Origin of the sequence: Acidovorax facilis (assembly GCF_023913775.1) — a bacterium.
Taxonomy (GTDB): Bacteria; Pseudomonadota; Gammaproteobacteria; order Burkholderiales; family Burkholderiaceae_C; genus Acidovorax; species Acidovorax facilis.
The window spans coordinates 1-24,014 of the sequence record NZ_JAMXAX010000032.1 but is presented as its reverse complement, the minus strand read 5'-3'; the positions used below and the strand labels follow the sequence as shown (position 1 = coordinate 24,014).

General features: G+C 66.0%; 21 protein-coding genes. 9 read left to right on the top strand and 12 right to left on the bottom strand.

The window, feature by feature from the left end:
* Nucleotides 1-25: 25 nt before the first annotated feature.
* A complete protein-coding gene (gene rsmI / locus NFX52_RS11685) occupies nucleotides 26-985 on the bottom strand; it encodes a 16S rRNA (cytidine(1402)-2'-O)-methyltransferase (protein WP_055398397.1) in 960 nt (319 codons plus the stop codon).
* Here rsmI and NFX52_RS11680 point away from each other — a divergent pair.
* The 3 genes from NFX52_RS11680 (at nucleotide 985) to NFX52_RS11670 (ending at nucleotide 2,766) form a co-directional block, all read left to right on the top strand.
* Nucleotides 985-1,395 carry a YraN family protein gene (locus tag NFX52_RS11680; protein ID WP_055398398.1) on the top strand — a complete coding sequence of 137 codons (411 nt, stop codon included), beginning with the start codon at nucleotides 985-987 and terminating at the stop codon, nucleotides 1,393-1,395. The genes rsmI and NFX52_RS11680 overlap by 1 nt on opposite strands.
* Nucleotides 1,396-1,495: 100 nt before the next feature.
* Nucleotides 1,496-2,098, top strand: coding sequence for an SIS domain-containing protein (locus NFX52_RS11675; protein WP_055398399.1), 603 nt, complete (start codon nucleotides 1,496-1,498; stop codon nucleotides 2,096-2,098).
* Nucleotides 2,095-2,766 carry a BON domain-containing protein gene (locus NFX52_RS11670; protein WP_055398400.1) on the top strand — a complete coding sequence of 224 codons (672 nt, stop codon included), beginning with the start codon at nucleotides 2,095-2,097 and terminating at the stop codon, nucleotides 2,764-2,766. The genes NFX52_RS11675 and NFX52_RS11670 overlap by 4 nt, the downstream gene beginning before the upstream one ends.
* A gap of 223 nt (nucleotides 2,767-2,989) precedes the next feature.
* Here the strand turns inward: NFX52_RS11670 and NFX52_RS11665 are convergent, their stop codons facing one another.
* The 4 genes from NFX52_RS11665 to NFX52_RS11650 form a co-directional block, all read right to left on the bottom strand.
* Nucleotides 2,990-3,904 carry an NAD(P)-dependent oxidoreductase gene (locus NFX52_RS11665; RefSeq protein ID WP_055398401.1) on the bottom strand — a complete coding sequence of 305 codons (915 nt, stop codon included), beginning with the start codon at nucleotides 3,902-3,904 and terminating at the stop codon, nucleotides 2,990-2,992.
* 166 nt (nucleotides 3,905-4,070) lie between these two features.
* Nucleotides 4,071-5,207, bottom strand: a complete 1,137-nt coding sequence (locus NFX52_RS11660) for a PilT/PilU family type 4a pilus ATPase (RefSeq protein ID WP_055398402.1) — start codon at nucleotides 5,205-5,207, stop codon at nucleotides 4,071-4,073.
* A gap of 61 nt (nucleotides 5,208-5,268) precedes the next feature.
* A complete protein-coding gene (locus NFX52_RS11655; RefSeq protein WP_055398403.1) occupies nucleotides 5,269-5,904 on the bottom strand; it encodes a Crp/Fnr family transcriptional regulator in 636 nt (211 codons plus the stop codon).
* 67 nt (nucleotides 5,905-5,971) lie between these two features.
* Complete coding sequence (locus tag NFX52_RS11650) at nucleotides 5,972-7,015, bottom strand: type IV pilus twitching motility protein PilT (RefSeq protein ID WP_055398404.1); 1,044 nt, start codon at nucleotides 7,013-7,015, stop codon at nucleotides 5,972-5,974.
* A 37-nt stretch (nucleotides 7,016-7,052) separates the two neighbouring features.
* Here NFX52_RS11650 and NFX52_RS11645 point away from each other — a divergent pair, with 37 nt between their 5' ends.
* Nucleotides 7,053-7,760: a YggS family pyridoxal phosphate-dependent enzyme gene (locus NFX52_RS11645; protein WP_055398405.1), complete on the top strand. Its 708-nt coding sequence runs from the start codon at nucleotides 7,053-7,055 to the stop codon at nucleotides 7,758-7,760.
* Nucleotides 7,761-8,054: 294 nt separating this feature from the next.
* On the opposite strand, the gene ltaE is transcribed toward NFX52_RS11645, so the two are convergent.
* From ltaE to NFX52_RS11630, 3 genes are all read right to left on the bottom strand, one after another.
* Nucleotides 8,055-9,119 (bottom strand): low-specificity L-threonine aldolase, encoded by a 1,065-nt coding sequence (ltaE, locus tag NFX52_RS11640; protein WP_055398406.1) that lies wholly within the window; start codon nucleotides 9,117-9,119, stop codon nucleotides 8,055-8,057.
* Between the two features lie 108 nt (nucleotides 9,120-9,227).
* A complete protein-coding gene (locus tag NFX52_RS11635) occupies nucleotides 9,228-10,475 on the bottom strand; it encodes a branched-chain amino acid ABC transporter substrate-binding protein (protein WP_055398407.1) in 1,248 nt (415 codons plus the stop codon).
* A 54-nt stretch (nucleotides 10,476-10,529) separates the two neighbouring features.
* A complete protein-coding gene (locus NFX52_RS11630) occupies nucleotides 10,530-11,180 on the bottom strand; it encodes a TetR/AcrR family transcriptional regulator (protein WP_055398408.1) in 651 nt (216 codons plus the stop codon).
* Between the two features lie 155 nt (nucleotides 11,181-11,335).
* Here NFX52_RS11630 and NFX52_RS11625 point away from each other — a divergent pair, with 155 nt between their 5' ends.
* Both NFX52_RS11625 and NFX52_RS11620 read left to right on the top strand, forming a co-directional pair.
* Nucleotides 11,336-12,943, top strand: a complete 1,608-nt coding sequence (locus NFX52_RS11625) for an AMP-binding protein (RefSeq protein WP_055398409.1) — start codon at nucleotides 11,336-11,338, stop codon at nucleotides 12,941-12,943.
* 234 nt (nucleotides 12,944-13,177) lie between these two features.
* Nucleotides 13,178-16,462 (top strand): acetyl-CoA carboxylase family protein, encoded by a 3,285-nt coding sequence (locus NFX52_RS11620; protein ID WP_055398410.1) that lies wholly within the window; start codon nucleotides 13,178-13,180, stop codon nucleotides 16,460-16,462.
* Nucleotides 16,463-16,490: 28 nt separating this feature from the next.
* Here the strand turns inward: NFX52_RS11620 and NFX52_RS11615 are convergent, their stop codons facing one another.
* On the bottom strand, nucleotides 16,491-17,102 hold the full coding sequence (locus tag NFX52_RS11615) for a LysE family translocator (protein ID WP_055398445.1): 612 nt from the start codon (nucleotides 17,100-17,102) through the stop codon (nucleotides 16,491-16,493).
* Between the two features lie 97 nt (nucleotides 17,103-17,199).
* A complete protein-coding gene (locus tag NFX52_RS11610; protein ID WP_055398411.1) occupies nucleotides 17,200-18,006 on the bottom strand; it encodes an AraC family transcriptional regulator in 807 nt (268 codons plus the stop codon).
* Between the two features lie 90 nt (nucleotides 18,007-18,096).
* Here NFX52_RS11610 and NFX52_RS11605 point away from each other — a divergent pair, with 90 nt between their 5' ends.
* Complete coding sequence (locus NFX52_RS11605; protein WP_252635648.1) at nucleotides 18,097-19,236, top strand: pyridoxal-phosphate-dependent aminotransferase family protein; 1,140 nt, start codon at nucleotides 18,097-18,099, stop codon at nucleotides 19,234-19,236.
* Between the two features lie 33 nt (nucleotides 19,237-19,269).
* The gene (locus NFX52_RS11600) at nucleotides 19,270-20,565 is read left to right on the top strand and encodes a DUF445 domain-containing protein (protein WP_055398413.1); all 1,296 of its coding nucleotides are present in this window, start codon (nucleotides 19,270-19,272) and stop codon (nucleotides 20,563-20,565) included.
* 425 nt (nucleotides 20,566-20,990) lie between these two features.
* Here the strand turns inward: NFX52_RS11600 and NFX52_RS11595 are convergent, their stop codons facing one another.
* Nucleotides 20,991-21,437 (bottom strand): hypothetical protein, encoded by a 447-nt coding sequence (locus NFX52_RS11595; RefSeq protein WP_055398414.1) that lies wholly within the window; start codon nucleotides 21,435-21,437, stop codon nucleotides 20,991-20,993.
* A 126-nt stretch (nucleotides 21,438-21,563) separates the two neighbouring features.
* On the opposite strand from NFX52_RS11595, the gene NFX52_RS11590 reads away from it, so the two are divergent.
* Nucleotides 21,564-22,412, top strand: a complete 849-nt coding sequence (locus tag NFX52_RS11590) for a hypothetical protein (protein ID WP_156358732.1) — start codon at nucleotides 21,564-21,566, stop codon at nucleotides 22,410-22,412.
* Between the two features lie 99 nt (nucleotides 22,413-22,511).
* Here NFX52_RS11590 and NFX52_RS11585 read toward each other — a convergent pair whose 3' ends face one another.
* Nucleotides 22,512-24,014, bottom strand: a complete 1,503-nt coding sequence (locus NFX52_RS11585; RefSeq protein WP_252635647.1) for an FAD-linked oxidase C-terminal domain-containing protein — start codon at nucleotides 24,012-24,014, stop codon at nucleotides 22,512-22,514.

Sequence of the window (24,014 nt, the reverse complement as noted above, 5' to 3'; positions counted from 1 at the left end):
ATTTGGCCTGAAATCCGAGGTGTTATCAGCTCCCGGCGTCGCCTGCTTCGTCCTCATCTTCCCCGCTCGCGCCGCTGCGCTTCCACGCCAGGGCCGTGTCGTACAGCACATTGCGCGATGCACCCGTGATCTCGGCAGCCAGGCGCACGGCGGTTTTCAGCGGCAGCTCCTGCACCAGCAGGCGCAACACCCGCAGGCTGGCGCCATCGTCGCTGGCCACCGCCACCGGGTGCAGCAGAACCACAAACTCGCCGCGCGAGCGCTGGGGTGCGCCGTCCAGCCAAGCTGTCAGCTCCCGGGCGGGCCGCGTGGTCACTTCCTCGAACTGCTTGGTCAGCTCCCGTGCCAGCGTTACCGGACGATCACCCAGCACCGCCAGGGCCTGGGCCAGCTCGTTGATGCGGTGGGGGGCTTCAAGCAGCACCACGCAGCGCGGCTCCGGGGCCAGCTGTTGCGCAATCACCGTGGCGCGTTCCGCGTTCTTCACGGGCAGAAACCCTGCGAACACAAAACCGCCATGTTCAGTGCTGTGGGCCACTGCGCCTGCCACGCTCAGCGCTGTGGTGATGCTGCTGGCGCCGGGCAGGGGCACGGCCCGCAGGCCCGCCGCCTGCACGGCGGCCACGAGCCGGGCGCCAGGGTCACTCACGCCGGGCGTGCCAGCGTCACTCACGTAGACCACGCGCTGGCCCAGCTGCAGCCGCTGCACCACGTTCTGCGCGGCCTCGGCCTCGTTGTGCTGGTGCACCGCCAGCAGCTGTGCGGCGCCCTTGTCGATGCCGTAGGCGCGCAGCATGGACTGCGTGTGGCGCGTGTCTTCGCAGGCCACGGTGTCGGCCATTTGCAGCACGTGCAGCGCGCGCAGGGTGATGTCGGCCAAGTTGCCGATGGGCGTGGCCACCACGTACAAGGCGCCCTCGGGATAATGCTGCGCAGCCGCCGCTTCGCGCGCGGCGCCCTGGGCTGAAGCGAAAGATGCGCTCAATGAAATTCCTTGGAAAGAGAAAACCGGCGGGGGGCTCTGGCCCGGCTGCCCCTGCCGCCACCACGCGCGAACGCGGCAATGTGGCGGAGGACCAGGCCCTGGCCCATCTGCAGGCGGCTGGCCTGCAACTGGTGGTGCGCAATTATCGGACGCCCGGGCGCGGCGGTGGCGAGATTGACCTGGTGATGCGCGAGCGGGACGGCACGCTGGTGTTTGTGGAGGTGCGCAGCCGGGCGGGCAGCGCGTTTGGCGGCGCCGGGGCCAGCATCAGCGTCACCAAGCAGCAGCGCATCATTTTTGCGGCCCGGCACTACCTGCTGCGCCTGCCATCGCCGCCGCCCTGCCGTTTTGATGTGGTGCTGGTCGAGGCTTCTGTGCAGTGGCTCAAGGCGGCCTTTGATGCGCAGTGACCCCATCCGTTCCCTGTCCCCCATTCGGGCTCCAACGCAATGCCAGTGACTACGGTTTGCTACAAAAGCTGTAACACGCGGCGGGTATCATCGAGCCCTCATGCTTGAGCAACGCATCCAACAGCATTTCATCGACAGCGCCGACCTGAAGTACCAGGCGGCGCAGGTTTTGAGCCATCCCATTGCCGCCGCCGTGCAGGCCGTCCTGGCCTGTGTGACCAGCGGCGGCAAGGTGCTGGCCTGTGGCAACGGCCCCTCGGCCGCCGAGGCGCAGCAGTTTGCTGCGTTTTGCGTGGCGGGTTTCGAGCGCGAACGCCCCGAGCTGGCAGCGCTGGCCCTGACCTCCGACAGCACGCTGCTGACGGCCGCCACAGGAGGTACCCACGACGCCGCCCAGCAGTTTGCCCGCCAGGTGCGTGCGTTGGGCCAGGCCGGTGACGTGCTGCTGGCCCTGTCGGTGTCCGGCAACGACGCCAACCTGCTGGCCGCTGCCGAAGCCGCCCACGAGCGCGACATGACCGTGGTGGTGCTGACCGGCCGCACCGGCGGCAAGCTGGCCGCCATGCTGCGCGAAACCGACGTGTTGATCAGCGTGCCCCACGACCGCGCAGCGCGCGTGCGCGAAGTCCATGCCCTGGTGCTGCATTGCCTGAGCGATGGTGTGGACGCCCAGTTACTTGGTGAACAGGAGAATCCGCTATGAAGCAAACAACCATGAACCGTACCCAGCGCACGGTGTGTACCGTGCTGGCCGCTGCCGCCCTCGCTGCAGGCCTGTCGGCCTGCGCGCCGCTGATCGTCGGGGGCGCTGTGGTGGGTGGCGTGATGGCCGTGGACCGCCGCACGGCGGGCACCCAGATCGAGGATGAAGGCATCGAACTGCGCGCGGCCAACCGTATCCGCGAGACGTTTGGCGACCGCGTCCATGTGAACGTGACGAGCTACAACCGCCAGGCCCTGCTGACCGGCGAAGTCCCCAACGCGCAGGAGCGCCAGGCCGTCGAGCAACTGGTGTCGCAGGTGGAGAACGTGCGCTCGGTGGTGAACGACCTGACCATCACCACCTTCTCCAGCACCCTGAGCCAGCGTTCCAACGACACCTTCATCACCGGCAAGGTCCGCGCCAGCCTTGTGGACGCGCAGGACATCTCGGCCAATTCCTTCAAGGTGGTGACCGAGCGCAACGTTGTCTATCTGATGGGCCGCGTGTCGCAGCGCGAAGCCAACCGCGCCACCGAGATTGCGCGCGGTGTGAGCGGCGTGAGCAAGGTGGTGCGTGTGTTCGAGATCGTCTCGGAAGAAGAACTGCGCCGCATCGCTCCGCAGCCTGCACCCGTCACCACGGATGACACCAAGCCCTCTGGGGGCTGAAGGCCGTTTAGCAGGCTTGGCGGCCAGCACAGCCAACCACCCGTGCAGCAAAAATCCCGGCCCGCATCCTGCGGCCCGGGATTTTTTCTTGGGGATTTTGCCCCGCGCGCTGCGGCGTGAAACCGGCGCTGCACAAGCCAGCGCGCCCGTGGAACCGGCTTTGCCGGGCCACCGGGTGCGTCCCCCCTCAGGGGGGAAGGCGCGAAGCGACTCAGGGGGGAGCCTATTTCAACCGCTGGATGAGGGACGATGTATCCCAGCGGTTGCCACCCATTTTCTGCACATCGGCATAGAACTGGTCCACCAGGGCCGTCACCGGCACGCGTGAACCGTTGCGCTTGGCCTCATCGAGCACCAGGCCCAGGTCCTTGCGCATCCAGTCCACGGCAAAGCCAAAGTCGAACTTGCCGTCCACCATGGTCTTGCCACGGTTGTCCATCTGCCAGCTTTGGGCGGCGCCTTTGCCGATCACGTCGAGGACCTGTTTCATGTCCAGCCCCGCGTTCTGGCCAAAGGCCACGGCCTCGGACAGGGCCTGCACCAGCCCGGCAATACAGATCTGGTTGACCATCTTGGCCAGCTGGCCCGAGCCACTGGCACCCAGCAGCGTGAAGGCACGCGAGAACGCCATGGCTACGGGTTGGGCTGCCTCGAAGGCTGCGGCATCGCCGCCGCACATCACGGTGAGCAGGCCGTTCTGCGCGCCAGCCTGGCCGCCCGACACGGGGGCATCCACAAACTGCAGGCCCAACGCCTGGGCGGCTGCGTACAGCTCGCGCGCCACCTCGGCCGATGCCGTGGTGTGGTCCACAAAAATCGCACCCGGCTTCATGCCCGCAAAGGCGCCGTCCGCACCCAGCGTCACAGAGCGCAGGTCATCGTCGTTGCCCACGCAGCAGAACACGATGTCCGCGCCCGCAGCGGCTTCGCGCGGCGTTGCAGCGTGTTTTGGAGCCTTGGCGCTTGCATACTCTGCGCACCAAGCTATTGATTTAGTAGCGGTCCGGTTGTAAACCGTCACCTCATGCCCGGCCAGTGCAAGGTGTCCGGCCATCGGGTAGCCCATCACACCCAGGCCCAGAAAGGCGACCTTGCGGGAAGGGGTGGCGTCGTAGTTGCGGGGGTTGGTGCTTGGCATGGAAATGGTTCTTGTGAGAAAAGGCCGCCATGTGACGGAGTTTGAAACTGGCGCGGCCTGGGCCAGCGGACGCCGTGGGACTGGCTTTGCCAGGCCACTGGCGTCGTCCCCCTTCCCGCGCGCCGCGCAAGAGAAGGGGGAAGCGGCGCAGCCGCTCAGGGGGTTGTCACACGATCGCGAAATGCTCGGTACCCGAGGCCAGGTCTGGCGACTTGGCGCGCTGGCTGTTGAGCTTGATCTGCAGGCGCAGGTCGTTGAGCGAGTCGGCGTTGCGCAGCGCGTCTTCGTAGCTGATCACGTTGGCCTCGTACAGGTCGAACAGCGCCTGGTCAAAGGTCTGCATGCCCAGGTTGCGGCTCTTTTTCATGATCTCCTTGATCTCGGAGACATCGCCCTTGAAGATCAGGTCGGAGATCAGTGGCGTGTTCAGCATGATCTCCACCGCAGCCGCACGGCCCTTGCCGTCCTGCTTGGGGATCAGGCGCTGTGAGACCATGGCGCGCAGGTTCAGCGACAAATCCATCAGCAGCTGCGCGCGGCGCTCTTCAGGAAAGAAGTTGATGATGCGGTCCAGCGCCTGGTTGGCGCTGTTGGCGTGCAGCGTGGCCAGGCACAGGTGGCCGGTTTCGGCAAAGGCCACGGCATGTTCCATGGTCTCGCGGTCGCGGATTTCGCCCATCAGGATCACGTCGGGCGCCTGGCGCAGCGTGTTCTTGAGGGCCGCTTCCCAGCTGTCGGTATCCAGCCCCACTTCGCGCTGCGTGACCACGCAGTTCTTGTGTGGGTGCACGAATTCCACCGGGTCTTCCACCGTGATGATGTGGCCGAACGAGTTCTCGTTGCGCCAGTCCACCATGGCGGCCAGCGTGGTCGATTTACCCGAGCCCGTGGCACCCACCAGGATGCACAGGCCGCGCTTGGTCATCGTCACTTCCTTGAGCACCTGCGGCACGCCCAGGCCGTCGATGGTGGGCAGCGTGAGCGGAATCGTCCGCATCACCATGCCCACATGCCCCTGCTGGATGAAGGCGTTGACGCGAAAGCGGCCGATGCCGGAGGGCGAGATGGCGAAGTTGCACTCCTTGGTGCGTTCAAAGTCGGCCACCTGCTTGTCGCTCATGATGGCGCGCGCCAGCGTGAGCGTATGGTTGGGGGAGAGCGGCTGGGGCGACACCTTGGTCACCTTGCCATCCACCTTGATGGCGGGTGGAAAGTCTGCGGTGATGAACAAGTCGCTGCCGTTGCGGCCCACCATCAACTTGAGCAGGTCATTGATGAATTTACTGGCCTGATCGCGTTCCATCAGAAGTTCTCCCGGGGCTGTTCGTCGGCTGGACGATCATTGATCTTGTCGTGGCGCATCATTACTTGTGGTTGTCGCTCAGGCGCGCACTCACCACACGCAGGCGCAGCGACAGCTTGCGGGCCAGCAGTGCAATCAGGCTGGCTGCAAGCTGCGGGTCCTTGGTCATCATGTCGTCCATGGCTTCGGCGCTCAGCACGGCGATCTCGCAGTCAGTGAGCGTGGTGCAGGCCGAAAAGCGGATGCCGCTGTCGAGCAGCGACATCTCGCCCAGGATGTCACCGGGCCGCGTCTCGGCCAGGCGCAATTGCTCGCCCCAGGGCTGCACACGGTCCACGGCGATGGTGCCCGTGAGCAGCACCACCATGAAATTGCCGTACTCGTCCTGGCGGATCACATCGCGGTTGGACGGGATGGCCGCAAATTCGAAGAAGCGCTCCATGCGCTCCACGGCGTCCTTGTCCAGGTGCGCCATGTATTTGTCCTTGGCCCACAGACCTTGCAGCAGCTTGCCGCCTCGGCTGGTGGGCAGGCGTTTGGCGCCTACTTCCACGGCACGTGCCTCCCAGGGCACCAGCATCGAATCGTCTACGCCCTGGCCTGCAAAGGCCGTGGAGAACAGCACGGAATCCGTGTGGTCTTCCGCAGGCTTGCCGCCCCGGGTTTTCATTTTCAGAAGGCTCAGAATGCCTTTCATATCGGGCTCCGGTATGCGGCGCCTGCAGGGGCCGCAAAGTCGTTCATGGGTGTGTGCTGCGGGGGGCTCAGCCAGGGAAGTTCTCGGGGATCTTGGCCTTGCTGCGGGCCTCGGCCGGGCTGATGATGTTGCGGCGCACGAGGTCGGTGAGGTTCTGGTCCAGCGTCTGCATACCGACGCTGTTGCTGGTCTGGATGGTGGAGTACATCTGCGCCACCTTGGCCTCGCGAATCAGGTTGCGGATGGCGCTGGTGCCCAGCATGATCTCGTGCGCGGCCACGCGGCCCGAGCCATCCTTGGTCTTGCACAGTGTCTGCGAGATCACGGCCTGCAGCGATTCGGACAACATCGCACGCACCATTTCCTTTTCTTCGGCCGGAAACACGTCGATGATCCGGTCAATCGTCTTGGCAGCGCTGGAGGTGTGCAGCGTGCCAAACACCAAGTGGCCCGTTTCCGCCGCCGTCATGGCCAGGCGGATGGTTTCGAGGTCGCGCATTTCACCCACCAGAATGGCGTCCGGGTCTTCGCGCAGTGCGGACTTCAGCGCGGCAGCGAACGACAGCGTCATCGGCCCCACTTCGCGCTGGTTGATCAGGCACTTCTTGGATTCGTGCACGAACTCGATCGGGTCTTCCACCGTGAGGATGTGGCCGTATTCGGTTTCGTTGAGGTAGTTCACCATGGCCGCGAGCGTGGTGGATTTGCCCGAGCCCGTAGGCCCGGTCACCAGCACCAGGCCGCGCGGCTTGAGGGCCAGGTCGCCGAAGATCTTGGGTGCGTTGAGCTGCTCCAGCGTCAGGATCTTGCTTGGAATGGTCCGGAACACGGCGGCAGCGCCCCGGTTCTGGTTGAAGGCGTTGACGCGAAAACGTGCCAGGCCTTCGATTTCAAACGAGAAGTCGACTTCCAGAAACTCTTCATACGTCTTGCGCTGGGCGTCGCTCATGATGTCGTACACCATGGCATGCACCGTCTTGTGGTCCAGCGCATCGACGTTGATGCGCCGCACATCGCCGTGGACCCGGATCATGGGCGGCAGGCCTGCGGAGAGGTGCAGGTCGGAGGCCTTGTTCTTGACGCTGAACGCGAGCAGTTGGGTAATGTCCACGGAATCCCTCTATCGTTTGGTACGCTTGCCAAACATTATGACCACGATTGCTAACAACCTCCAACAGGTTCTGGGCAGGATGGCGCAGGCGTGCAAAGCCGCCGGGCGCGATCCGGCCAGCGTTTCCTTGCTGGCCGTTTCCAAGACCTTTGGCGCCGATGCGGTGCTGGAGGCCGTGGCCGCCGGCCAGCGCGACTTCGGCGAAAACTACATCCAGGAAGGCGTGGACAAGATTGCAGCTGTGCACGCCGCCTTGCCCGGTGCAGCTTTGCAGTGGCACTGTATTGGCCCCATTCAGAGCAACAAGACCCGCCTGGTGGCCGAGCACTTTGACTGGGTGCATACGGTGGACCGGCTCAAGATCGCCGAGCGCCTGTCGGCCCAGCGGCCCGATCACCTGCCGCCGCTGCAGATATGTATCCAGGTCAATATCGATGGAGGCCCCACCAAGTCAGGTGTGGCTCCTGCTGAAACGCTGGAGTTGGTGCGGGCTGTCGCAAAACTGCCACGGCTGGTGGTGCGGGGGCTCATGAGCATTCCGGACCATGCTCCCGAATTTGAAGCGCAACTGGCAATCCACGCTAGCGCCAGAAGGCTTTTCGACGAGATATCGGCGGTGGGAGAGCCAGGCCTTGGGCAGTTCGACACCCTGTCCCTGGGCATGACGGCCGATCTGGAGGCCGCCATCCAGGCGGGCAGCACGCTGGTGCGTGTGGGCACTGGCATCTTCGGCGGGCGGACTTAGAACCTGTTCACAGTCTTTTTGGAGATTGCATTGGAGTGCAATCGGGATGAGTGGATGCTTCGGATGCGCCGCATGGGCTCGTGCCCATGCAAGCAGCCGGGGCGTCCAATCACCCGATTTCACTCCAACCCTTCGGGCAAGTGCCTTGCCGGGCGGTCTGCGGCGTTGCGGCGCTTGCCAATAGCACGGGCTATTGGCTGCGCACCGCGCCTTGCACCCCATCCCGGCAAGGTAGTTGTGCAACTCCAAAAAGACTGTGAACAGGTTCTTGCGCCGCCTGACGCCAGGGGCGTATCAGCCAGCGAAGCGCGCCACGCAATCCAGCGCTGCCGTCACGTCCGCCTCGCTCACATCCAAGTGCGTCACCCAGCGCAGCCGGGTGGCGCCGCCATACAGGCTGCTGGTCACGCGCACGCCATGCTGCGCCAGCCAGGCGGTGAAGGCGGGCGCAACCTCCGCATGCAGGTCGGTGAACAGGATGTTGGTCTGCCATGGCAGCACGGTGAGCTTGCCCTGCAGCACAGGGTGGCTGCGGTTGGCTTCGGCCAGGCCTTGGGCCAGACGGTCCAGGCGGGCGTGGTCTTCCGCCAGGCGCCGCACATGGTGCTGCAGCGCGTAATGACCGGCAGCCGCTAGGACACCCGCCTGCCGCATGCCACCGCCCAAAATCTTGCGGGTGCGGCGCGCCTGCCGGATGAAGTCCCGCGTGCCCAACACCAGCGAGCCCACGGGCGCACCCAGGCCCTTGCTCAGGCACAGCGATGCGGAATCAAAGTGGCTGCACAGCGCGCGCGCTTCGTCATACACATCGGTGCCGTTGCGCGCGGCATTGGCCGTGGCAGCGTTGAACATGCGTGCGCCGTCCAGGTGCATCGCCAGCCCCCGGCTGCGCGCCAGCTGCGCCACCTCGGCGATGTAGGCGGGTGGCAGCACCTGGCCTCCGGTCGTGTTCTCCAGCACCACCAGGCGGGTGCGGGCAAAGTGCGGGTCGTCGGGCTTGATGGCGGCCGCGATGTCGGCCACGCGCAGCGTGCCGTCGGGTTGCGTCTCCACCGGCTGCGGCTGGATCGAGCCCAGCACCGCCATGCCGCCGGCCTCCCAGCGGTAGGTGTGCCAGCTCTGGCCCACGATAGCCTCGTCGCCGCGCTGGCAGTGGCCCCAAAGCGCGATCAGGTTGGTCTGCGTGCCGGAGGGGGCGAACAGCGCGGCCTCAAAACCCAGCTGCTCGGCGGCATGGTCCTGCAGTGCGTTCACCGAGGGATCGTCGGCAAACACATCGTCGCCCAGCGGGGCCTTGAACATGGCTTCCCGCATGGCGGGCGTGGGCTGGGTGACGGTGTCGCTGCGAAAGTCGGGCATGGGCGCGGTCCTTGTGGGTCGGGTCAATGAATGCAATGACCGGTCATGGTAGCGGCGCCTCGTGCCGGTTGCCGCTGTGGGGTTACGGCGCGTTTCGGCGTCGTGGCATCAAGGCCGCGTCATCTTGCACTCGGTGCCTTGGGCTATTTCATTGCCGGTGTAGGCCGCATCGGTGCGAAAGCCGTAGTTCGTACCTTCCCAGCCCACTTTCACGGCCTTGCCGTCCACCGGTGCGATGGTGTTGACCACCTGGGGCAGCAGCAGCTGGTGGTCTTCGCCGCGCATGCGCACAGGGCCCACCACCGAGTCAATCGTCAGGTCTTCCAGCGCGCGAGCCACCTTCACCGGGTCGGTGGACTGGGCCTTGTTGATGGCTGCGGCGAGGAAGCGGGGCGTCATCTCGATGCGCGGAGCGAGAAAGTCCTTGCCCGTCTTGGCCTTGTAGGTCTTGGCCAGCGCATCCACTTTGGGGGTGTCGGCCTGGCCGGGGTGCCATTCGGCCACCCAGGTCAGCTGGCCCTGCTTGGCCTGCGACACCGCCAGCACCGTGCCGGGGATGGAGCCCGCGCTGTGGTTGAAGTAGCGCAGGTTGTAGCCCGCGTCGCCCGCCGCCTTGAGCAGCAGCGTCATGTCCTGCCCCCAGTTGCCGGTGATGACCGAGTCGGCGTCCGTGCTCTTGACTTTGGCGAGGTAGGGCGCAAAGTCCTTCACGCGGCCGATGGGGTGCAGCGCCTCGCCCACAAACTGGATGTCGGGCCGCGCCAGGCCCACCATCTCGCGGCCATAGTGCGCCCACTGCTTGCCGTGCGCGTAGTCCTGGTTCAGCAGGTACACCTTCTTGATGTCCGGCTGCTTCTTGATGTAGTTGGCGATGGCCTTCATCTTCATGGCCGTGTTGGCCTCGAACTGGAAGTGCCAGAAGTTGCAGGCCTTGCCCGTGAGCTCGGGGTCGATGGAGGAGTGGTTCAGCACCAGGATCTCCTTGCCCGGGTTGCGCTGGTTGTGGCGCGCCGCTGCCTGCACCAGCGCCGTGACCACAGAGGAGCCCGAGCCGCCCGTCACGATGGCCTTGGCTCCCTGGTCAATGGCGGCCTGCAGCGCGCTTTGGCTCTCTTGCGCCGAGAGTTTGCTGTCGAACTGCAGCAGCTGCAGCTTGGTGCCCTTGAGCACGCCGCCCTTGGCGTTGATGTCCTCGATGGCGTACTGCGTGTGGGTGAGCATCAGCTCGCCCACGTTGGCAAACGGGCCCGACAGCGGGTCGATGTAGGCGACCTTGAAGGTCTCCTGCGCGCTGGCGGCTGTGCCGATCAGCAGGGCCGCCGCAGCGGCCAGGGGGGTGAGGAACACGGTTTTCATGGGTTTTGTCTCCGGTGGTTGTTGTGCTTGGATGTAGGGGCGCTGCGGTGCGCGTCAGGCTGGGTTGCGCTTGCGGGTGCGCCGCAGCCCGAGCACGCGCCAGGCCAGCTGCGCCAGCTCCTGCGCCACCTCGTCTTGCGATAGGCGGCCGTCAGGGCGGTACCAGTTGTAGAGAAAGCCGGGCAGGCTGCAGGCGGCCAGGGCGGTGATCTTGGTGTCGTTGAACTCGAACATGCCGTCGTCGCGGCCCTGTTCGAGCAGCGCGCACAGCCGGTCGTAGAAGTGGTTCGCCAAATCCTTCTGCGCCGCCAGGTACTCGGGCCGGTAGACCTGCGGCTCGCGGTACGGGAAGAACGCCGACGGGTGGTGCGCCAGCGTCGCGCGGATCAGCCGCTCGATGCCTTCGGTCACCTTCACATGGGCAGGCCGGTCATCGTCCGCCCCAAAGTCCATCGCAGTGAAACACGCCACGGCAGGCGCCCACGACAGCGTCTCGAAGATCTCCTGCTTGTTGCGAAAGTAGTAATACACAAAGGGCTTGGTCACGCCCAGCTGCTGCACGATCTGCTCGATGGTGGTGTTGGCGTAGCCCTGCGCATCGAACAGCGCCTCGGCCGCACGCAGGATGCGCTCGCGCTTCTCATCCGACCCGGCCGTGGCGGCCTTCTGGCGGCCGCTGGCCTGCACGGGGGGCTGCTGGTTCATTGGTGTCCTTTGCGCGACGTTCGATTTATACCCATGGGTAGCATTGTTCTACCGCGCGGTATATATTGGCAAGACGCTGGCGGGTGAGGGCGCTCAGAGAAAACCCTGAGTGGCCGCCAAGAACCAGCGATTCCAGACACCTCGGAGACAACCCCATGCCTTCTGCCGCACCGCAGCTGCCGCTGCACGAACACCTGCGCCGCCACGCGCGCGAAACGCCCGACCGCATCGCCTACCTCTGGTACGGCCAGCCCCTCACGTGGGCGCAGCTTGATGCGGCCAGTGATGCCTTCGCCGCGCGCCTGCAGGCGCTGGGTGTGGCCAAGGGCGAGCCCGTGGCACTGTTCATGAACAACTGCCCGCAGTACGTGATGGCGCACTACGGCATCCAGAAGATCGGCGCCATCGTCTGCCCTTGCGGGCCGCTGAACAAGGAGCATGAGCTGGAGTACCAGCTCACCGACCTGCAGGCGCGCGTGATCGTCGCGGCCGATGTGCTGCTGCCCGTGGTGGACAAGGTGCGCGCCAAGACCGCGCTGCAGCAGGTGTTTGTGGTGCGCTATGCCGAACTGCTGCCCGAGGGCGAGCCCAGCATCGACGTACCCGCCGAGCTCCTGGCCATGCGCGCCGCCATGGCGCCGGTGCCTGCGGGCTGCGAAGACTTCCTGGCCGCCACCCGCACCGGTGCGCGGCCTGCGCCCGTGGCGCTGTCGATGGATGACATCTCGCTCATGACCTATACCTCGGGCACCACCGGGTTGCCGAAGGGCGCGATGCTGAGCTACGGCAACGCCACGTTCAAGACCGCCGCGTCGGCCGACTGCAATGGCATGACGCCGCACGAAACGCTGCTGGCCGTGGCCCCGCTGTACCACATCGCCGGTATGGTGATGGGCGTGAACCTGCCCGTGTACACCGGCGCCACGGCCGTGCTGCTGTACCGCTTTGATCCGCTGGGCGTGGCCCAGGCGCTGGAGCGTCACGGCGTGACCTGGTGGTACAGCATCGCGCCCATGAACGGCGCGCTCATGCAGGTGCCCGGCGCACGCGAGATGGACTGGAGCGCGCTGCGCCGCAACCCAGTCACCAGCTTCGGCATCACCTTCACCGAGGCGCTGGCCCTGCAGTGGCAGCAGTTCGCGCCGAACTGCATCTCCCACGAGGCGGCCTATGGCCTGTCGGAAACCCACACGGTGGACACCGCCATGCCGGTGGACGCGATCCGCTGGGGCACCCAGGGCAAGCCCGTGCCGGGCAACACCCTGAGCATCGTCGACCCCGACACCGGCGCGCCGCTGCCCACGGGCGAGGTGGGCGAGATCACCATCCACGGCCCCGGCAACTTCAAGGGCTACTGGAACAAGCCCGAGGCCACGGCCAAGACCCTGCGGGACGGCTGGGTCTACACCGGCGACATGGGAAAAATTGATGCGGATGGCTATGTCACCTTCATCGGCCGGTTCAAGGAAATGATCAAGGTTTCGGGCTACAGCGTGTTCCCCGAAGAGGTCGAGACCCTGCTCATCAAGCACCCCGCCGTGGCCCAGGCCGCCGTGATTGGCGTGCCCGATGCGGAAAAGGGCGAGGTGGTGCGCGCCTTCATCGTCAAGAAGTCCGGCCAGGAGGTGGACGCCGCCGGCCTGGTGGCCTGGTGCCGCGACAACATGGCGCCCTACAAAGCCCCGCGCGAGGTGCGTTTCATCGACGCACTGCCCGCCACCGGCGCTGGCAAAGTGCTGCGCCGCCTGCTTCGGGATGCATGAAACACCCCCTGAGTCGCCTGCGGCGCCTTCCCCCTCTCTCTACGCGCTTCGCGCTAGGGAGGGGAACGCTCCCAGCGCGGCGGGGCGGCCCTTGCGCGGGAGCCCTGGTGTGGGCCCCGCCAGTTGCAAGCGCTGCGAGGCAAGCGCAGTTCTGTGAGTCCATCAATTAGAAAAAAAATAGCCGCCAGCGCTTATCAGTAAAGCGCTAAATGCTATAAAAACAGAAGCAAAACCATGACCCTGCCCCTCTTTGCCAAAGTCCTGATCGCCAATCGGGGCGAAATCGCACTGCGCACCGTGCGCGCCCTGCACGACCTGGGCATTGCCAGTGTGGCCGTGTATGCCGACGATGACGCCGCCAGCCCCCATGTACGCGCAGCCAGTGCGGCCGTGGCGCTGGGCGCGACCGGCCCTGCGGCGTACCTGGACGGTGCGCGCCTCATTGCCATTGCCCAGGCGCAGGGCTGCGATGCCGTGCACCCGGGCTACGGCTTCTTGAGCGAGCGCGCCGACTTCGCCCGCGCGTGCGCCGACGCCGGGTTGCGCTTCATCGGCCCCACGCCTGCGCAGCTCGCGCTGTTCGGCGACAAGGCGCAGGCCCGTGCGCTGGCGCAGCAGCAGGGTGTGCCGCTCATGCCCGGCACGCAGGCGGCGGTGACGCTGCAGGAGGCGCAGGCCTTCTTCGCGCAGCACGCCCATGTCGGCATCGTCATCAAGGCCATCGGCGGCGGCGGTGGGCGTGGCATGCGCGCGGTGGCGTCGGCCGATGACTTGCCCGCTGCCTACGCGCGCTGCCGCAGCGAGGCGCAGGCCGCCTTTGGTGTGGACGGCGTGTACGTGGAGCGCCTGATGGGCAACGCCCGCCACATCGAGGTGCAGGTGCTGGGCGATGGGCGCGAGGTGATCGCGCTGGGCGAGCGCGAGTGCACGCTGCAGCGGCGCTTTCAGAAGGTGGTGGAGATCGCGCCAAGCCCTTCGTTGCCCGCAGCGCTGCGTGAGCGCATCACCACCGCCGCCTTGTCGATGGCGCGCGCCGTGGCCTATGAAGGCCTGGGCACGTTCGAGTTTCTGGTGGATCTGGCCTCGAACGACCTGTCGTTTGTGTTCATCGAATGCAACCCACGCCTGCAGGTGGAGCACACCATCACCGAAGAAGTGACCGGCGTGGACTTGGTGCAGGCGCAGATCGCGCTGGCCGCAGGCCGCACACTGCAGGACATCGGCCTCGACCCTGCAGTACCGCCCGCCGTGTTGGGCTTTGCCGTGCAGTGGCGCATCAACGCCGAAACGCTGGACGCGCAGGGCAACGCCACCCCCGGCAGCGGCACGCTCAGCCGCTTTGACCTGCCCGCAGGCCCCGGCGTGCGCGTGGACACGCACGGCGCAGCGGGCGCCACGCCATCGCCGCACTACGACACGCTGCTGGCCAAGCTCATCGTGCACACGCGCAGCCCGCGTTTTGCCGATGCGCTGCGCCGCTCGCAGCGCGCGCTGGCCGAGTGCCGCATCGAGGGCGTGGCCACCAACCTCGCGCTGCTGCAGGCGCTGGCAACACGGCCTGAGATGGAGAGCCAGCAGGTGCACACACGCTGGCTGGAATCCGTGTTGCCTGAATTGCTAGATGCAAAAAAAAACATAGCTGCTAGCGCTTATCCATCAAGCGCTAGCGGCCAAAAAGACTCAAATTTCTCAATGCCTGCACCCGAAGGTGCCGTGCTGGCCCCCATGCCCGCCCGCCTGGTGCAGCTGAGCGTGGCCGAGGGCGACGTGGTCGCCGCCGGCGCCGAGCTGGCCGTGCTTGAAGCCATGAAGATGGAGCATGTGCTGCTGGCCCCACACGCGGGCCGCGTCGGCGCGCTGCTGGCCGTGGCCGGTGGCTACGTCGCGCAGGGGCAGCCGCTGCTGGTGCTGGACGCGGTGGATGATGCGGCCGATGTCGAAGTGCAGGGCAGCGCTGCGCACGACCCCGACCACATCCGCGCCGACCTGCAGCGCGTGATCGACCGCCACGCCTTCACGCTCGACGCCGCGCGCCCCGACGCCATGACCAAGCGCCACGCCCAAGGCGGCCGCTCCGCGCGCGAGAACATTGCCGACCTGTGCGACGACGGCAGCTTCATCGAATATGGGGCCCTCGCCATCGCCGCGCAAACGCGCCGCCGCAGCAAGGAGGACCTCATCGCCAACACGCCCGCCGACGGCATGGTCACAGGCATCGGCGGCATCAATGGCGCACTGTTTGGCGACGAGAAGTCCCGCGCCGTGGTCATGTCGTACGACGCCACCGTGCTCGCAGGCACCCAGGGCGCACGCAACCACGCCAAGACCGACCGTATGCTCGGCATCGCGCTGGCGCAGAAGCTGCCGGTGGTGCTGTTCGCCGAGGGCGGCGGCGGGCGCCCGGGCGACACCGACATGCCCGTGGTGGCGGGGCTGCATGTGCACACGTTTGCGAGCTACGCGGCGCTGTCGGGCCAGGTGCCAGTCATCGGCATCGCCGCCGGGCGCTGCTTTGCGGGCAACGCGGCGCTGCTGGGCTGCAGCGACGTGATCATTGCCACGCGCGCCAGCAACATCGGCATGGGCGGCCCGGCCATGATCGAAGGTGGTGGGCTGGGCATCTTCAAGCCCGAGCAGATCGGCCCGAGCCGCGTGCAGCATGCCAACGGCGTGATCGACGTGCTGGTCGATGACGAGGCTGGAGCGGTGCAGGCCGCGCGCCACTATCTGTCGTTCTTCCAGGGCCGTACATCGCAGTGGTCTGCACCCGACCAGCGCCTGCTGCGCGCCGTGGTGCCCGAGAACCGCCTGCGCGTGTACGACACCCGCACCGCGATGGCTGGCCTGGTGGACGAGGGCAGCCTGCTGCCGCTGCGCACCGGCTTTGGCACCGGCATCCACACGGCGCTGGCGCGCATCGAAGGCCGCCCGGTGGGCCTCCTGGCCAACAACCCGCAACACCTGGGCGGCGCCATCGACGCCGATGCGGCCGACAAGGGCGCGCGCTTCATGCAGCTGTGTAACGCGCACTGTCTGCCCATCGTGAGCCTGGTGGACACGCCCGGCTTCATGGTCGGCCCCGAGGTCGAAGCCACGGCCCAGGTGCGCCATGTAAGCCGCCTGTTCGTCACCGCCGCCAGCCTGCGCGTGCCCACCTTCAGCGTGGTGCTGCGCAAGGGTTACGGCCTGGGCGCCATGGGCATGACGGCCGGGGGTTTTCATGCGCCCGTGTTCACTGTCGCCTGGCCCACGGGCGAGTTCGGCGCCATGGGCCTCGAAGGCGCCGTGCGCCTGGGCTTTCGCAAAGAGCTGGAGGCCCTGCCCGAAGGCGCCGAACGCGATGCGCTGTTCGCCAAGCTGCTGGCCAAGTCCTACGCCAACGGTGAGGCGATGCACATGGCGGCCACGCTGGAGATCGACGCGGTGATCGACCCGGCGGACACGCGGGCCTGGCTGGCGCGCGGGTTGGCATCGGCGCAGGTGGCGCCGCTGGGTCCACGTTGCATCGATACCTGGTGAAGCAGCACGGCACCTGACACGGTGGCGCCTATCGGTGCATCAGAGCGAGCTTTGCGCCGAGCCCGACAAACGCGGCCGCAAAGCCGCGGCGCAGCCACACCAGCGCGCCGGGGCGCTGCAGCACCTGGTCACGAAACCGGGCGGCAAAGACGCCATAGCCCAAGAACACCACAAAGGTCATGGCCATGAAGACCAGCGAGAGCTGGACCATGCGCCACGCGGGCTGCGCTTCACCCGGTGCGATGAACTGCGGCAGAAAGGTGAGGAAGAACAGCGACAGCTTGGGGTTGAGCAGGTTGATCAGCATGGCTTCCGTGATACGCCCACCGGCTGCGCGTGCGGGCGCGTCAGTGCGAACCTCCAGGGTGGCGGGCGAGCGCCACGTGGCCCAGCCCATGTAGACCAGGTAGGCGACCCCCGCGAAGCGCAGGACTTCGAATGCCGTGGCGCTGGCGTTGAGGAGCGCGGCCAGCCCGGTGATCGCCGCCAGCAGGTGCGGCACGATGCCGAGCGTGCAGCCCAGCGCCGTCACGGCGGCGGTCCGCGCGCCGCCCGAGAGCCCGGCCGCCACGGTCAGCAGGGTTCCTGGCCCCGGCGAGACGACCACGATGAGAGAGGTGATGAGAAATTCGATGCCCATGGCGAGAGGCCGCGCGGCGGCGGCGTGAATTGGCGATGCCCGCAGCATCCGCCAACCCCGCACAACGGTCTTGAACGAAATTGCAGGGTCCGGGCTGTCAGCCGCGTGTGCGGACGTAGGCGCCCGGTGTGATGCCAAAGCTGCGCGTGAAGAGGCGCGTCAGGTGGCTTTGGTCGGCAAAGCCACTGGCTGCGGCGACATCAGCCAGGGGCGTACCCGCACCCATGAGATGGCGTGCAAGCTGCAGTCGGCGCTGCAGCAGGTAGGCGTGCGGCGTCAGGCCCGTGGTCTGGGCAAATTGGCGCACGAGCTGGTAGCGGCTCAAACTTGCCGCATCGGCCAGTTGTGCGAGGCTCCAGGGCGCGGTGGGATCGTCGTCCATCATGGTGCGAGCCCTGGCGATGGACGCGGCGGATTGTTGGTGGCCCTTCGGCCGCAGCAGGCCGCCCAGCACCCGCAACAGGCATTCCTCCACATGCAGCGCTGCGGCCGAGTGGTTGGGGCGGTGGGTGGCCGCGTCGAACAGTGCCAGTACCTGGGCCGCCAGCCGCGCATCGCGCATCGTCGGAGCATGGAATTCGAAGGCGGAGCCGTGCGGGCCCGGATGCACCTCTGCCGCCAATGGCGCCACCAGGGCGGGCTCCAGGTAGAGCATGCGCCAGGCGCGCCCACGCTCATCCAGCGGCATGCCATCGTGGACTTCGCCGGGGTTGACCGTGATGGTGTCGCCTGGGCCCGATTCCACAATCCCCCGGCCGCTGGCCGATTTCTGCGCACCCCGCTCGATCACGCCGAGGCCGAACTGCAAGTGCATGTGCCTGCCGAAGACCAGGCGGGAGTCGGCCTGCATCGCTTCGATGCCGGGCAGTGCGGTGGGCAGGAATCGGAAGGGTTTTTGCTGCATGGCGCGCGGCCTTGGGGTGGCGCGGGGCCATGATAAGCTGACCTGATCGTCCCTTTTTCCTCCCTCAGTTTCACACGCGGAGACTCCCCTATGCCCGGCCTTTTGCCCGATATCGACCCCGATGGTTTGCTCGAATTTTCGGTGGTCTACACCGACCGCGCGCTCAACCACATGTCCAAGCGCTTCACCGGCGTGGTGCAGGACATTCTGGGCACGCTGAAAGAGGTCTACCACGCCCACACTGCCGTGCTGGTGCCCGGCAGCGGTACCTTCGGCATGGAGGCCGTGGCGCGCCAGTTTGCCAACAAGGAAAAGGTGCTCATCGTGCGCAACGGCTGGTTCAGCTACCGCTGGACACAGATATTCGACGCCGACAAAGGTCTGGGCGGCGGATCCGTGGTGTGCAAGGCGCGCCAGCAGGGCAGCGGCCCGCAGGCGCCCTGGGCACCATGCCCCGCAGAAGAAGTCGCCGCCACCATCCGCGCCGAAAAGCCCAAGGTGGTGTTTGCGCCCCATGTGGAGACGGCCAGCGGCATCATCCTTTCGGACGACTACATCCGCACGCTGACGGCGGCTGCGCACGAGGTGGGCGCGCTGTTTGTGCTGGACTGCGTGGCGTCGGGCGCGATGTGGGTGGACATGCAGGCCACGGGCGTGGATGTGCTCATCAGCGCGCCGCAAAAGGGCTGGAGCGGATCGCCTTGCTGCGCCATGGTGATGCTGTCCGAGCGTGCGCGCGAAGCCATCGAGGGCGCCACGAGCAGCAGCTTCTCGTGCGACCTCAAGAAGTGGATGCAGATCGCCGAGGGCTACGAAAAGGGCCAGCACGCGTACCACACCACCATGCCCACGGATGCGCTGGTGCGCCTGCGCGAGGTGATGGCCGAGACGCGTGAATATGGATTTGCCAAGGTGCGTAACGAGCAGATCGAACTGGGCGCCAAGGTGCGGGCGCTGCTCGAATCGCGCGGCTTCCCCAGCGTGGCGGCCGACGGCTTCAAGGCGCCCGGCGTGGTGGTGAGCTACACCACCGACCCCGGCATCCAGAACGGCAAGAAGTTCATGGAAGTGGGGCTACAGACCGCTGCCGGCGTGCCGCTGCAGTGCGACGAGGGGCCGGACTTCAAGACCTTCCGCATTGGCCTTTTTGGCCTGGAGAAGTGGCACAACGTGGACCGCACGGTGGGGCACTTGTCGAAGGCGCTGGACCAGATTGCGGCGGCTGCCTGACGCATTGGGGTCTTGGTCGGCGGGCTGGCCCGGATGAACGCCGATACTGATAGCGCAATCTTCGCCTTGCGCCGGGCCAAGCGCCAGGCACTGGGCCTATTGCTGCTGGTGACGGCCGTGTTCATCGCCACCAGTGTGGTCGAACGCGGACTGTGGCTCAACTGCGTGAAAGCCATGGCCGAGGCCGCCATGGTGGGTGCGCTGGCGGACTGGTTTGCGGTGGTGGCGCTGTTCCGGCGCCCGCTGGGCCTGCCCATTCCGCACACGGCGGTCATTGCGCGCAACCAGGCGCGCATCGGCCGCAACCTCGCCACCTTTGTGCGCGACAAGTTCCTGGATGTGCCTTCGCTCGTGTCGCTGATCCGCCGGCATGACCCGGCCGAGCGGCTGGCGCAGTGGCTCACGGCGCCTGGCAACGCCACGCTGCTGGGGCACCAAGCCACGCGCCTGGCCTCGGCTGCGCTGGAGACGGTGCAGGACGCGCAGGTGGAACGCTTCATCCACCAGGCCGCGCGTGCCTTGATCGGGCAGGTGGATATGTCGCGTGCCCTGGCGGCAGTGCTCGACACCCTCACGCACAACGGCCGCCACCAGGCACTGCTGGACGACGTGCTGGCCAAGCTCATCGAACTGCTGCAGAACGAGCAAACCCGCACCTGGGTCGCGCAGTCGATCGTGGCCTGGCTCAAGAAGGACCACCCGCGCACCGAGAAGTTGTTGCCCAGCGACTGGCTGGGCGACAAGGGCTCGGCCCTGCTGGCCCGCGCGCTGGAGAGCCTGATGGCCGATGTGGCCGCCAACCCGCAGCATGCACTGCGTGCGCAGTTTGATGTGGCGGTGCAGCGCTTTATCGAGCGCCTGCGCAGCGACCCGGAATGGGAGCGCAAGGGTGAGGAGATCCGCACCTGGCTGCAGACCGACGCCACCGTGGGTGGCTATGTGCAGACCTTGTGGCTGGATCTGCGCGGCGCTCTGCAGCGCGACCTGGCCGATGCCGATTCGGTACTGGCGCGGCAGGTGGGCAAGCTGGGGCTATGGTTGGGCGAGTCGCTGGCGGGGGACGCGGCGTTGCGGCAGTCGTTCAATGACCGGCTGGAGCGGTGGGTGGAGGGGCTGGCGCCGGATGTGTCGGCGTTTATTGCGCAGCACATTGAGGACACCGTGCGGCGATGGGATACCGAGGAGATGACGCAGCTGATTGAGCTGAACATTGGGAAGGATTTGCAGTACATCCGCATCAACGGGACCGTGGTGGGCGGGCTGATCGGGCTGGTGCTGTTTGCGGTGTCGCACGCGGGGGAGATTTGGCGGGCGGTGGTGGGCAGTTGACCACCCGTTCGAGCTGAGCCTGTCGAAGCCAGGGCGTGCTGGTTCGAAAAGCATGCTGGTGTTGAGGGCGGAGGCCGGGACTCGCCCCGGCGGGCGAGGTACTTGTTCTTTGCTTCGCCAAAGAAAAGTACCCAAAAGAAAGGCGACCCCCAGTCTGCGACCCCTTCGCGTTGCGAAGGGGCAAACCTGCGGCGGGGCGGCTGCGGGGTGCGCCGTGGAACTCGCTTTGCTGCTGCGCAGCGCCGCTCGGACAACCACGGCGAGTCAGAGCACGAGGCATGCGCGCTTCGACGCGCATGCTCACCCCGCAACCGCCCCGCCGCAGGCGCAGCCAGCAGGGGGGTGGACAGCCGAACATCCAACAGCCGAACAGCCACACGGGCCATCGCGTTGCTCGGCCGCGCGCCGACCGCGTGGGGCTTGGCCTAGCGTGCCGCCTCATCCGCAGCCATGTTCGCAGCCATGTTCGCCGCGTGTTCTTCCTGCAGATGCTGCGCAATCTGCGCCCACGCCTGTTTGGCCTCGGCGTCCTGTGCCCAGGCGTAGCAACTGGCGATGTGCATGGCCGTCACCGCATGGTGCGGGTCGAGCGCAAAGGCCACCTCGCACTGCAGCGCCGCCTGGCGCCACATCGCTATCGCATCCTCTGATCCTTCTTTCTGCAGCGCATGGGCTTCTGCCACCCACGCCTGCCCCAGGCGAAACGCCGCAGCATGTTGCGTGGGGTCGGCTTCGTGCGCCCGTTGAAACAGCATCCCCGCCTGCCGCCACAACGCCCGCGCTGCGGCAAAGTCCTGCGTGGCCACGGCCTGCGCTTGTGCGACTAGGGCGTTGCCGGATTGGAGGAAAGCGGAGGGAGAGTCGCTGGGCATGGGATCGGTAACAAGGAGAGACGGGCTGCGGATTGTCGGCGGTTTTTGCTGGCGGCTATCGGTGACGAGATGTCGGCGGCTATGCTCGATACAGTCAACTGCCGGGAGAAGATGGTGTTTGGAAGGATGACGATCGATGAAACGCGAGCGGCGTGCAAGGAAAAGATCGAGGCCCTGGAGTTTTGGCTTCGCCGTCTCATCGACCTGAGATTTAAGGCACTTTACGGTCCTGACTATTTCGATGCAGTTGACGGCACTGGTGCACCTCTCTTTCCGACAAAGGTGAGGGTGCACGCTGACAACATGATGAAAACTCACCCAGGCAGATATTCGCGCCCCATTGACACGCTTTTGCTCGAGGACGAGGCAAGAACAATCTGCAAGTTTTTCGGCGAGTTTCGCGAAGCCTTTGCCGGTGCGGCGCACAATCGCGAGGCAGCGCAACGACAGCTTGATCGCATAGTTGCAGCAAGAAATCCGTTGTATCACGCCAACCCAATCACGCTTCGGCAAGCCGAGCAGGCCTTCTGCTACAGCAACGACATCCTCAAATCGCTTCAGGACTTCTATCGCAAGCAAGCTATGGCCTATTTGTACGATGCTCCTTTGATTATTCGGATGTCCGACTCACTGGGGAACGTTCGGCACCGGGCTGCGGGAACAGAGGTCCAAGACTTTAATCATGGGTACATGCACGACGAAGCCTCATATCTGAGGGTCGGCGATGTGCTTACGGTCGAGGTCGAAGTTGACCCTGCCTATCCCCCTGACTTGTACGAGATCCGCTGGGCATCAACTCGTCTGCCATTGAATGAATACGGCACGGGTCCGTCTTTTCAGGTGAAGCTGACAGAAAGCCAAGTCGCCGCGAACCTAGACATCCAGTGCAGCGTTGTCTCCAAGAAAGCTTGGCATCGCAAGGGTGATAATGATGACTTCATGCTTGTTTCCTACCGAGTCCTTCCGAATGCATAGTGCTGCCGGCCGATTGAACTGCGGTATGTTCCTTCGCCGGTTATCCATCCGGCGACCGAAATAGCCTCCGATCGTGCGGTTCACCAGGATCCCTACCCTTCAAAACCTCGGCAAATCCGGATGCTTGATCGCCCCTCCGCGCACCAGCATCTTCCCGTACTCCGCACACCGGTTCAGCGTCGGAATCACCTTCCCCGGGTTCAGCAACCCCGCCGGGTCGAACGCATGCTTGAGCCCGAACATTTGTGCGTTCTCCTCCGCAGAAAACTGCACGCACATGCTGTTGAGTTTCTCCACACCCACACCATGCTCACCCGTCACGGTGCCGCCCATGGCCACGCTGGTCTCCAGAATCTCCGCACCAAACAGTTCGCAGCGGTGCAACTGGTCGGCATCGTTCGCATCGAAAAGGATCAGCGGATGCAGGTTGCCGTCGCCCGCGTGGAACACGTTGGCGCAGCGCAGCTGGTATTTCTTTTCCATCTCCTGGATGGCCAGCAGGATGTCGGCCAGGCGCTTGCGCGGGATGGTCGAGTCCATGCACATGTAGTCGGGGCTGATGCGGCCGCTGGCGGGGAAGGCGTTCTTTCGACCGCTCCAGAAGCGCAGGCGCTCGGCTTCGTCGTTGCTGACCGAAATGGCGGTGGCGCCTGCAGCGCGCAGCACGTCGCTCATGCGGCCGATTTCTTCCTCTACTTCTTCGGGCGTGCCATCGCTTTCGCACAGCAGGATGGCTTCGGCTGTCAGGTCGTAGCCCGCGTGCACAAAGTCTTCGACGGCGGCGGTCATGGGCTTGTCCATCATCTCCAGGCCGGCGGGGATGATGCCAGCCGCGATGACCGCGGCCACCGCGTCGCCCGCTTTGCGCACGTCGTCAAAGCTGGCCATGATGCAGCGCGCCAGCTGGGGCTTGGGGATGAGCTTGACCGTCACTTCGGTGGTCACGGCCAGCATGCCCTCGCTGCCGATCACGGCGGCCAGCAGGTCGTAGCCGGGCGCATCCAGCGCCTCGCTGCCGAACTCCACCGGCTCACCTTCCACCGTGAAGCCCTTCACCTTGAGCACGTTGTGCACCGTCAGGCCGTACTTCAGGCAATGCACGCCGCCCGAGTTCTCGGCCACGTTGCCGCCGATGGTGCAGGCGATCTGGCTGCTGGGGTCAGGGGCGTAGTAGAGGTTGTAGGGTGCCGCCGCTTCGCTGATCGCCAGGTTGCGCACGCCACACTGCACCACGGCCGTGCGGCTTTCGGGGTTGATGTCGAGGATGCGGTTGAACTTGGCCAGCGACATCGTCACGCCCAGGGCGTGCGGCATGGCGCCTCCCGACAGGCCCGTGCCCGCACCGCGCGCCACCACCGGCACCTGCAGCCGGTGGCACGCCTGCAGCACGGCCTGCACCTCGTCGTAGGTTTCCGGCAGGCACACCACCAATGGGCGCTGGCGGTAGGCGGTGAGGCCGTCGCATTCGTAGGGCGTGGTGTCTTCGGTGTGCCAGAGCAGCGCGTGGGCGGGCAGCACGCGGCCCAGGGCCTGGACAACCTCAGCCTGGCGCGCGGCGCGTTCGGCGGGTGTCGGGAGCGGGGCGGAAGAAGTGGCGGTGAT

What these genes read in the sequence shown, in the direction of transcription:
- NFX52_RS11680 (WP_055398398.1), top strand. Translation starts at nt 985, where the DNA reads ATGAAATTCCTTGGAAAGAGAAAACCGGCGGGGGGCTCTGGCCCGGCT.
- NFX52_RS11675 (WP_055398399.1), top strand. Translation starts at nt 1,496, where the DNA reads ATGCTTGAGCAACGCATCCAACAGCATTTCATCGACAGCGCCGACCTG.
- NFX52_RS11670 (WP_055398400.1), top strand. Translation starts at nt 2,095, where the DNA reads ATGAAGCAAACAACCATGAACCGTACCCAGCGCACGGTGTGTACCGTG.
- NFX52_RS11665 (WP_055398401.1), bottom strand. Translation starts at nt 3,904, where the DNA reads ATGCCAAGCACCAACCCCCGCAACTACGACGCCACCCCTTCCCGCAAG.
- NFX52_RS11660 (WP_055398402.1), bottom strand. Translation starts at nt 5,207, where the DNA reads ATGGAACGCGATCAGGCCAGTAAATTCATCAATGACCTGCTCAAGTTG.
- NFX52_RS11655 (WP_055398403.1), bottom strand. Translation starts at nt 5,904, where the DNA reads ATGAAAGGCATTCTGAGCCTTCTGAAAATGAAAACCCGGGGCGGCAAG.
- NFX52_RS11645 (WP_055398405.1), top strand. Translation starts at nt 7,053, where the DNA reads ATGACCACGATTGCTAACAACCTCCAACAGGTTCTGGGCAGGATGGCG.
- ltaE (WP_055398406.1), bottom strand. Translation starts at nt 9,119, where the DNA reads ATGCCCGACTTTCGCAGCGACACCGTCACCCAGCCCACGCCCGCCATG.
- NFX52_RS11635 (WP_055398407.1), bottom strand. Translation starts at nt 10,475, where the DNA reads ATGAAAACCGTGTTCCTCACCCCCCTGGCCGCTGCGGCGGCCCTGCTG.
- NFX52_RS11630 (WP_055398408.1), bottom strand. Translation starts at nt 11,180, where the DNA reads ATGAACCAGCAGCCCCCCGTGCAGGCCAGCGGCCGCCAGAAGGCCGCC.
- NFX52_RS11625 (WP_055398409.1), top strand. Translation starts at nt 11,336, where the DNA reads ATGCCTTCTGCCGCACCGCAGCTGCCGCTGCACGAACACCTGCGCCGC.
- NFX52_RS11620 (WP_055398410.1), top strand. Translation starts at nt 13,178, where the DNA reads ATGACCCTGCCCCTCTTTGCCAAAGTCCTGATCGCCAATCGGGGCGAA.
- NFX52_RS11615 (WP_055398445.1), bottom strand. Translation starts at nt 17,102, where the DNA reads ATGGGCATCGAATTTCTCATCACCTCTCTCATCGTGGTCGTCTCGCCG.
- NFX52_RS11610 (WP_055398411.1), bottom strand. Translation starts at nt 18,006, where the DNA reads ATGCAGCAAAAACCCTTCCGATTCCTGCCCACCGCACTGCCCGGCATC.
- NFX52_RS11605 (WP_252635648.1), top strand. Translation starts at nt 18,097, where the DNA reads ATGCCCGGCCTTTTGCCCGATATCGACCCCGATGGTTTGCTCGAATTT.
- NFX52_RS11600 (WP_055398413.1), top strand. Translation starts at nt 19,270, where the DNA reads ATGAACGCCGATACTGATAGCGCAATCTTCGCCTTGCGCCGGGCCAAG.
- NFX52_RS11595 (WP_055398414.1), bottom strand. Translation starts at nt 21,437, where the DNA reads ATGCCCAGCGACTCTCCCTCCGCTTTCCTCCAATCCGGCAACGCCCTA.
- NFX52_RS11590 (WP_156358732.1), top strand. Translation starts at nt 21,564, where the DNA reads ATGACGATCGATGAAACGCGAGCGGCGTGCAAGGAAAAGATCGAGGCC.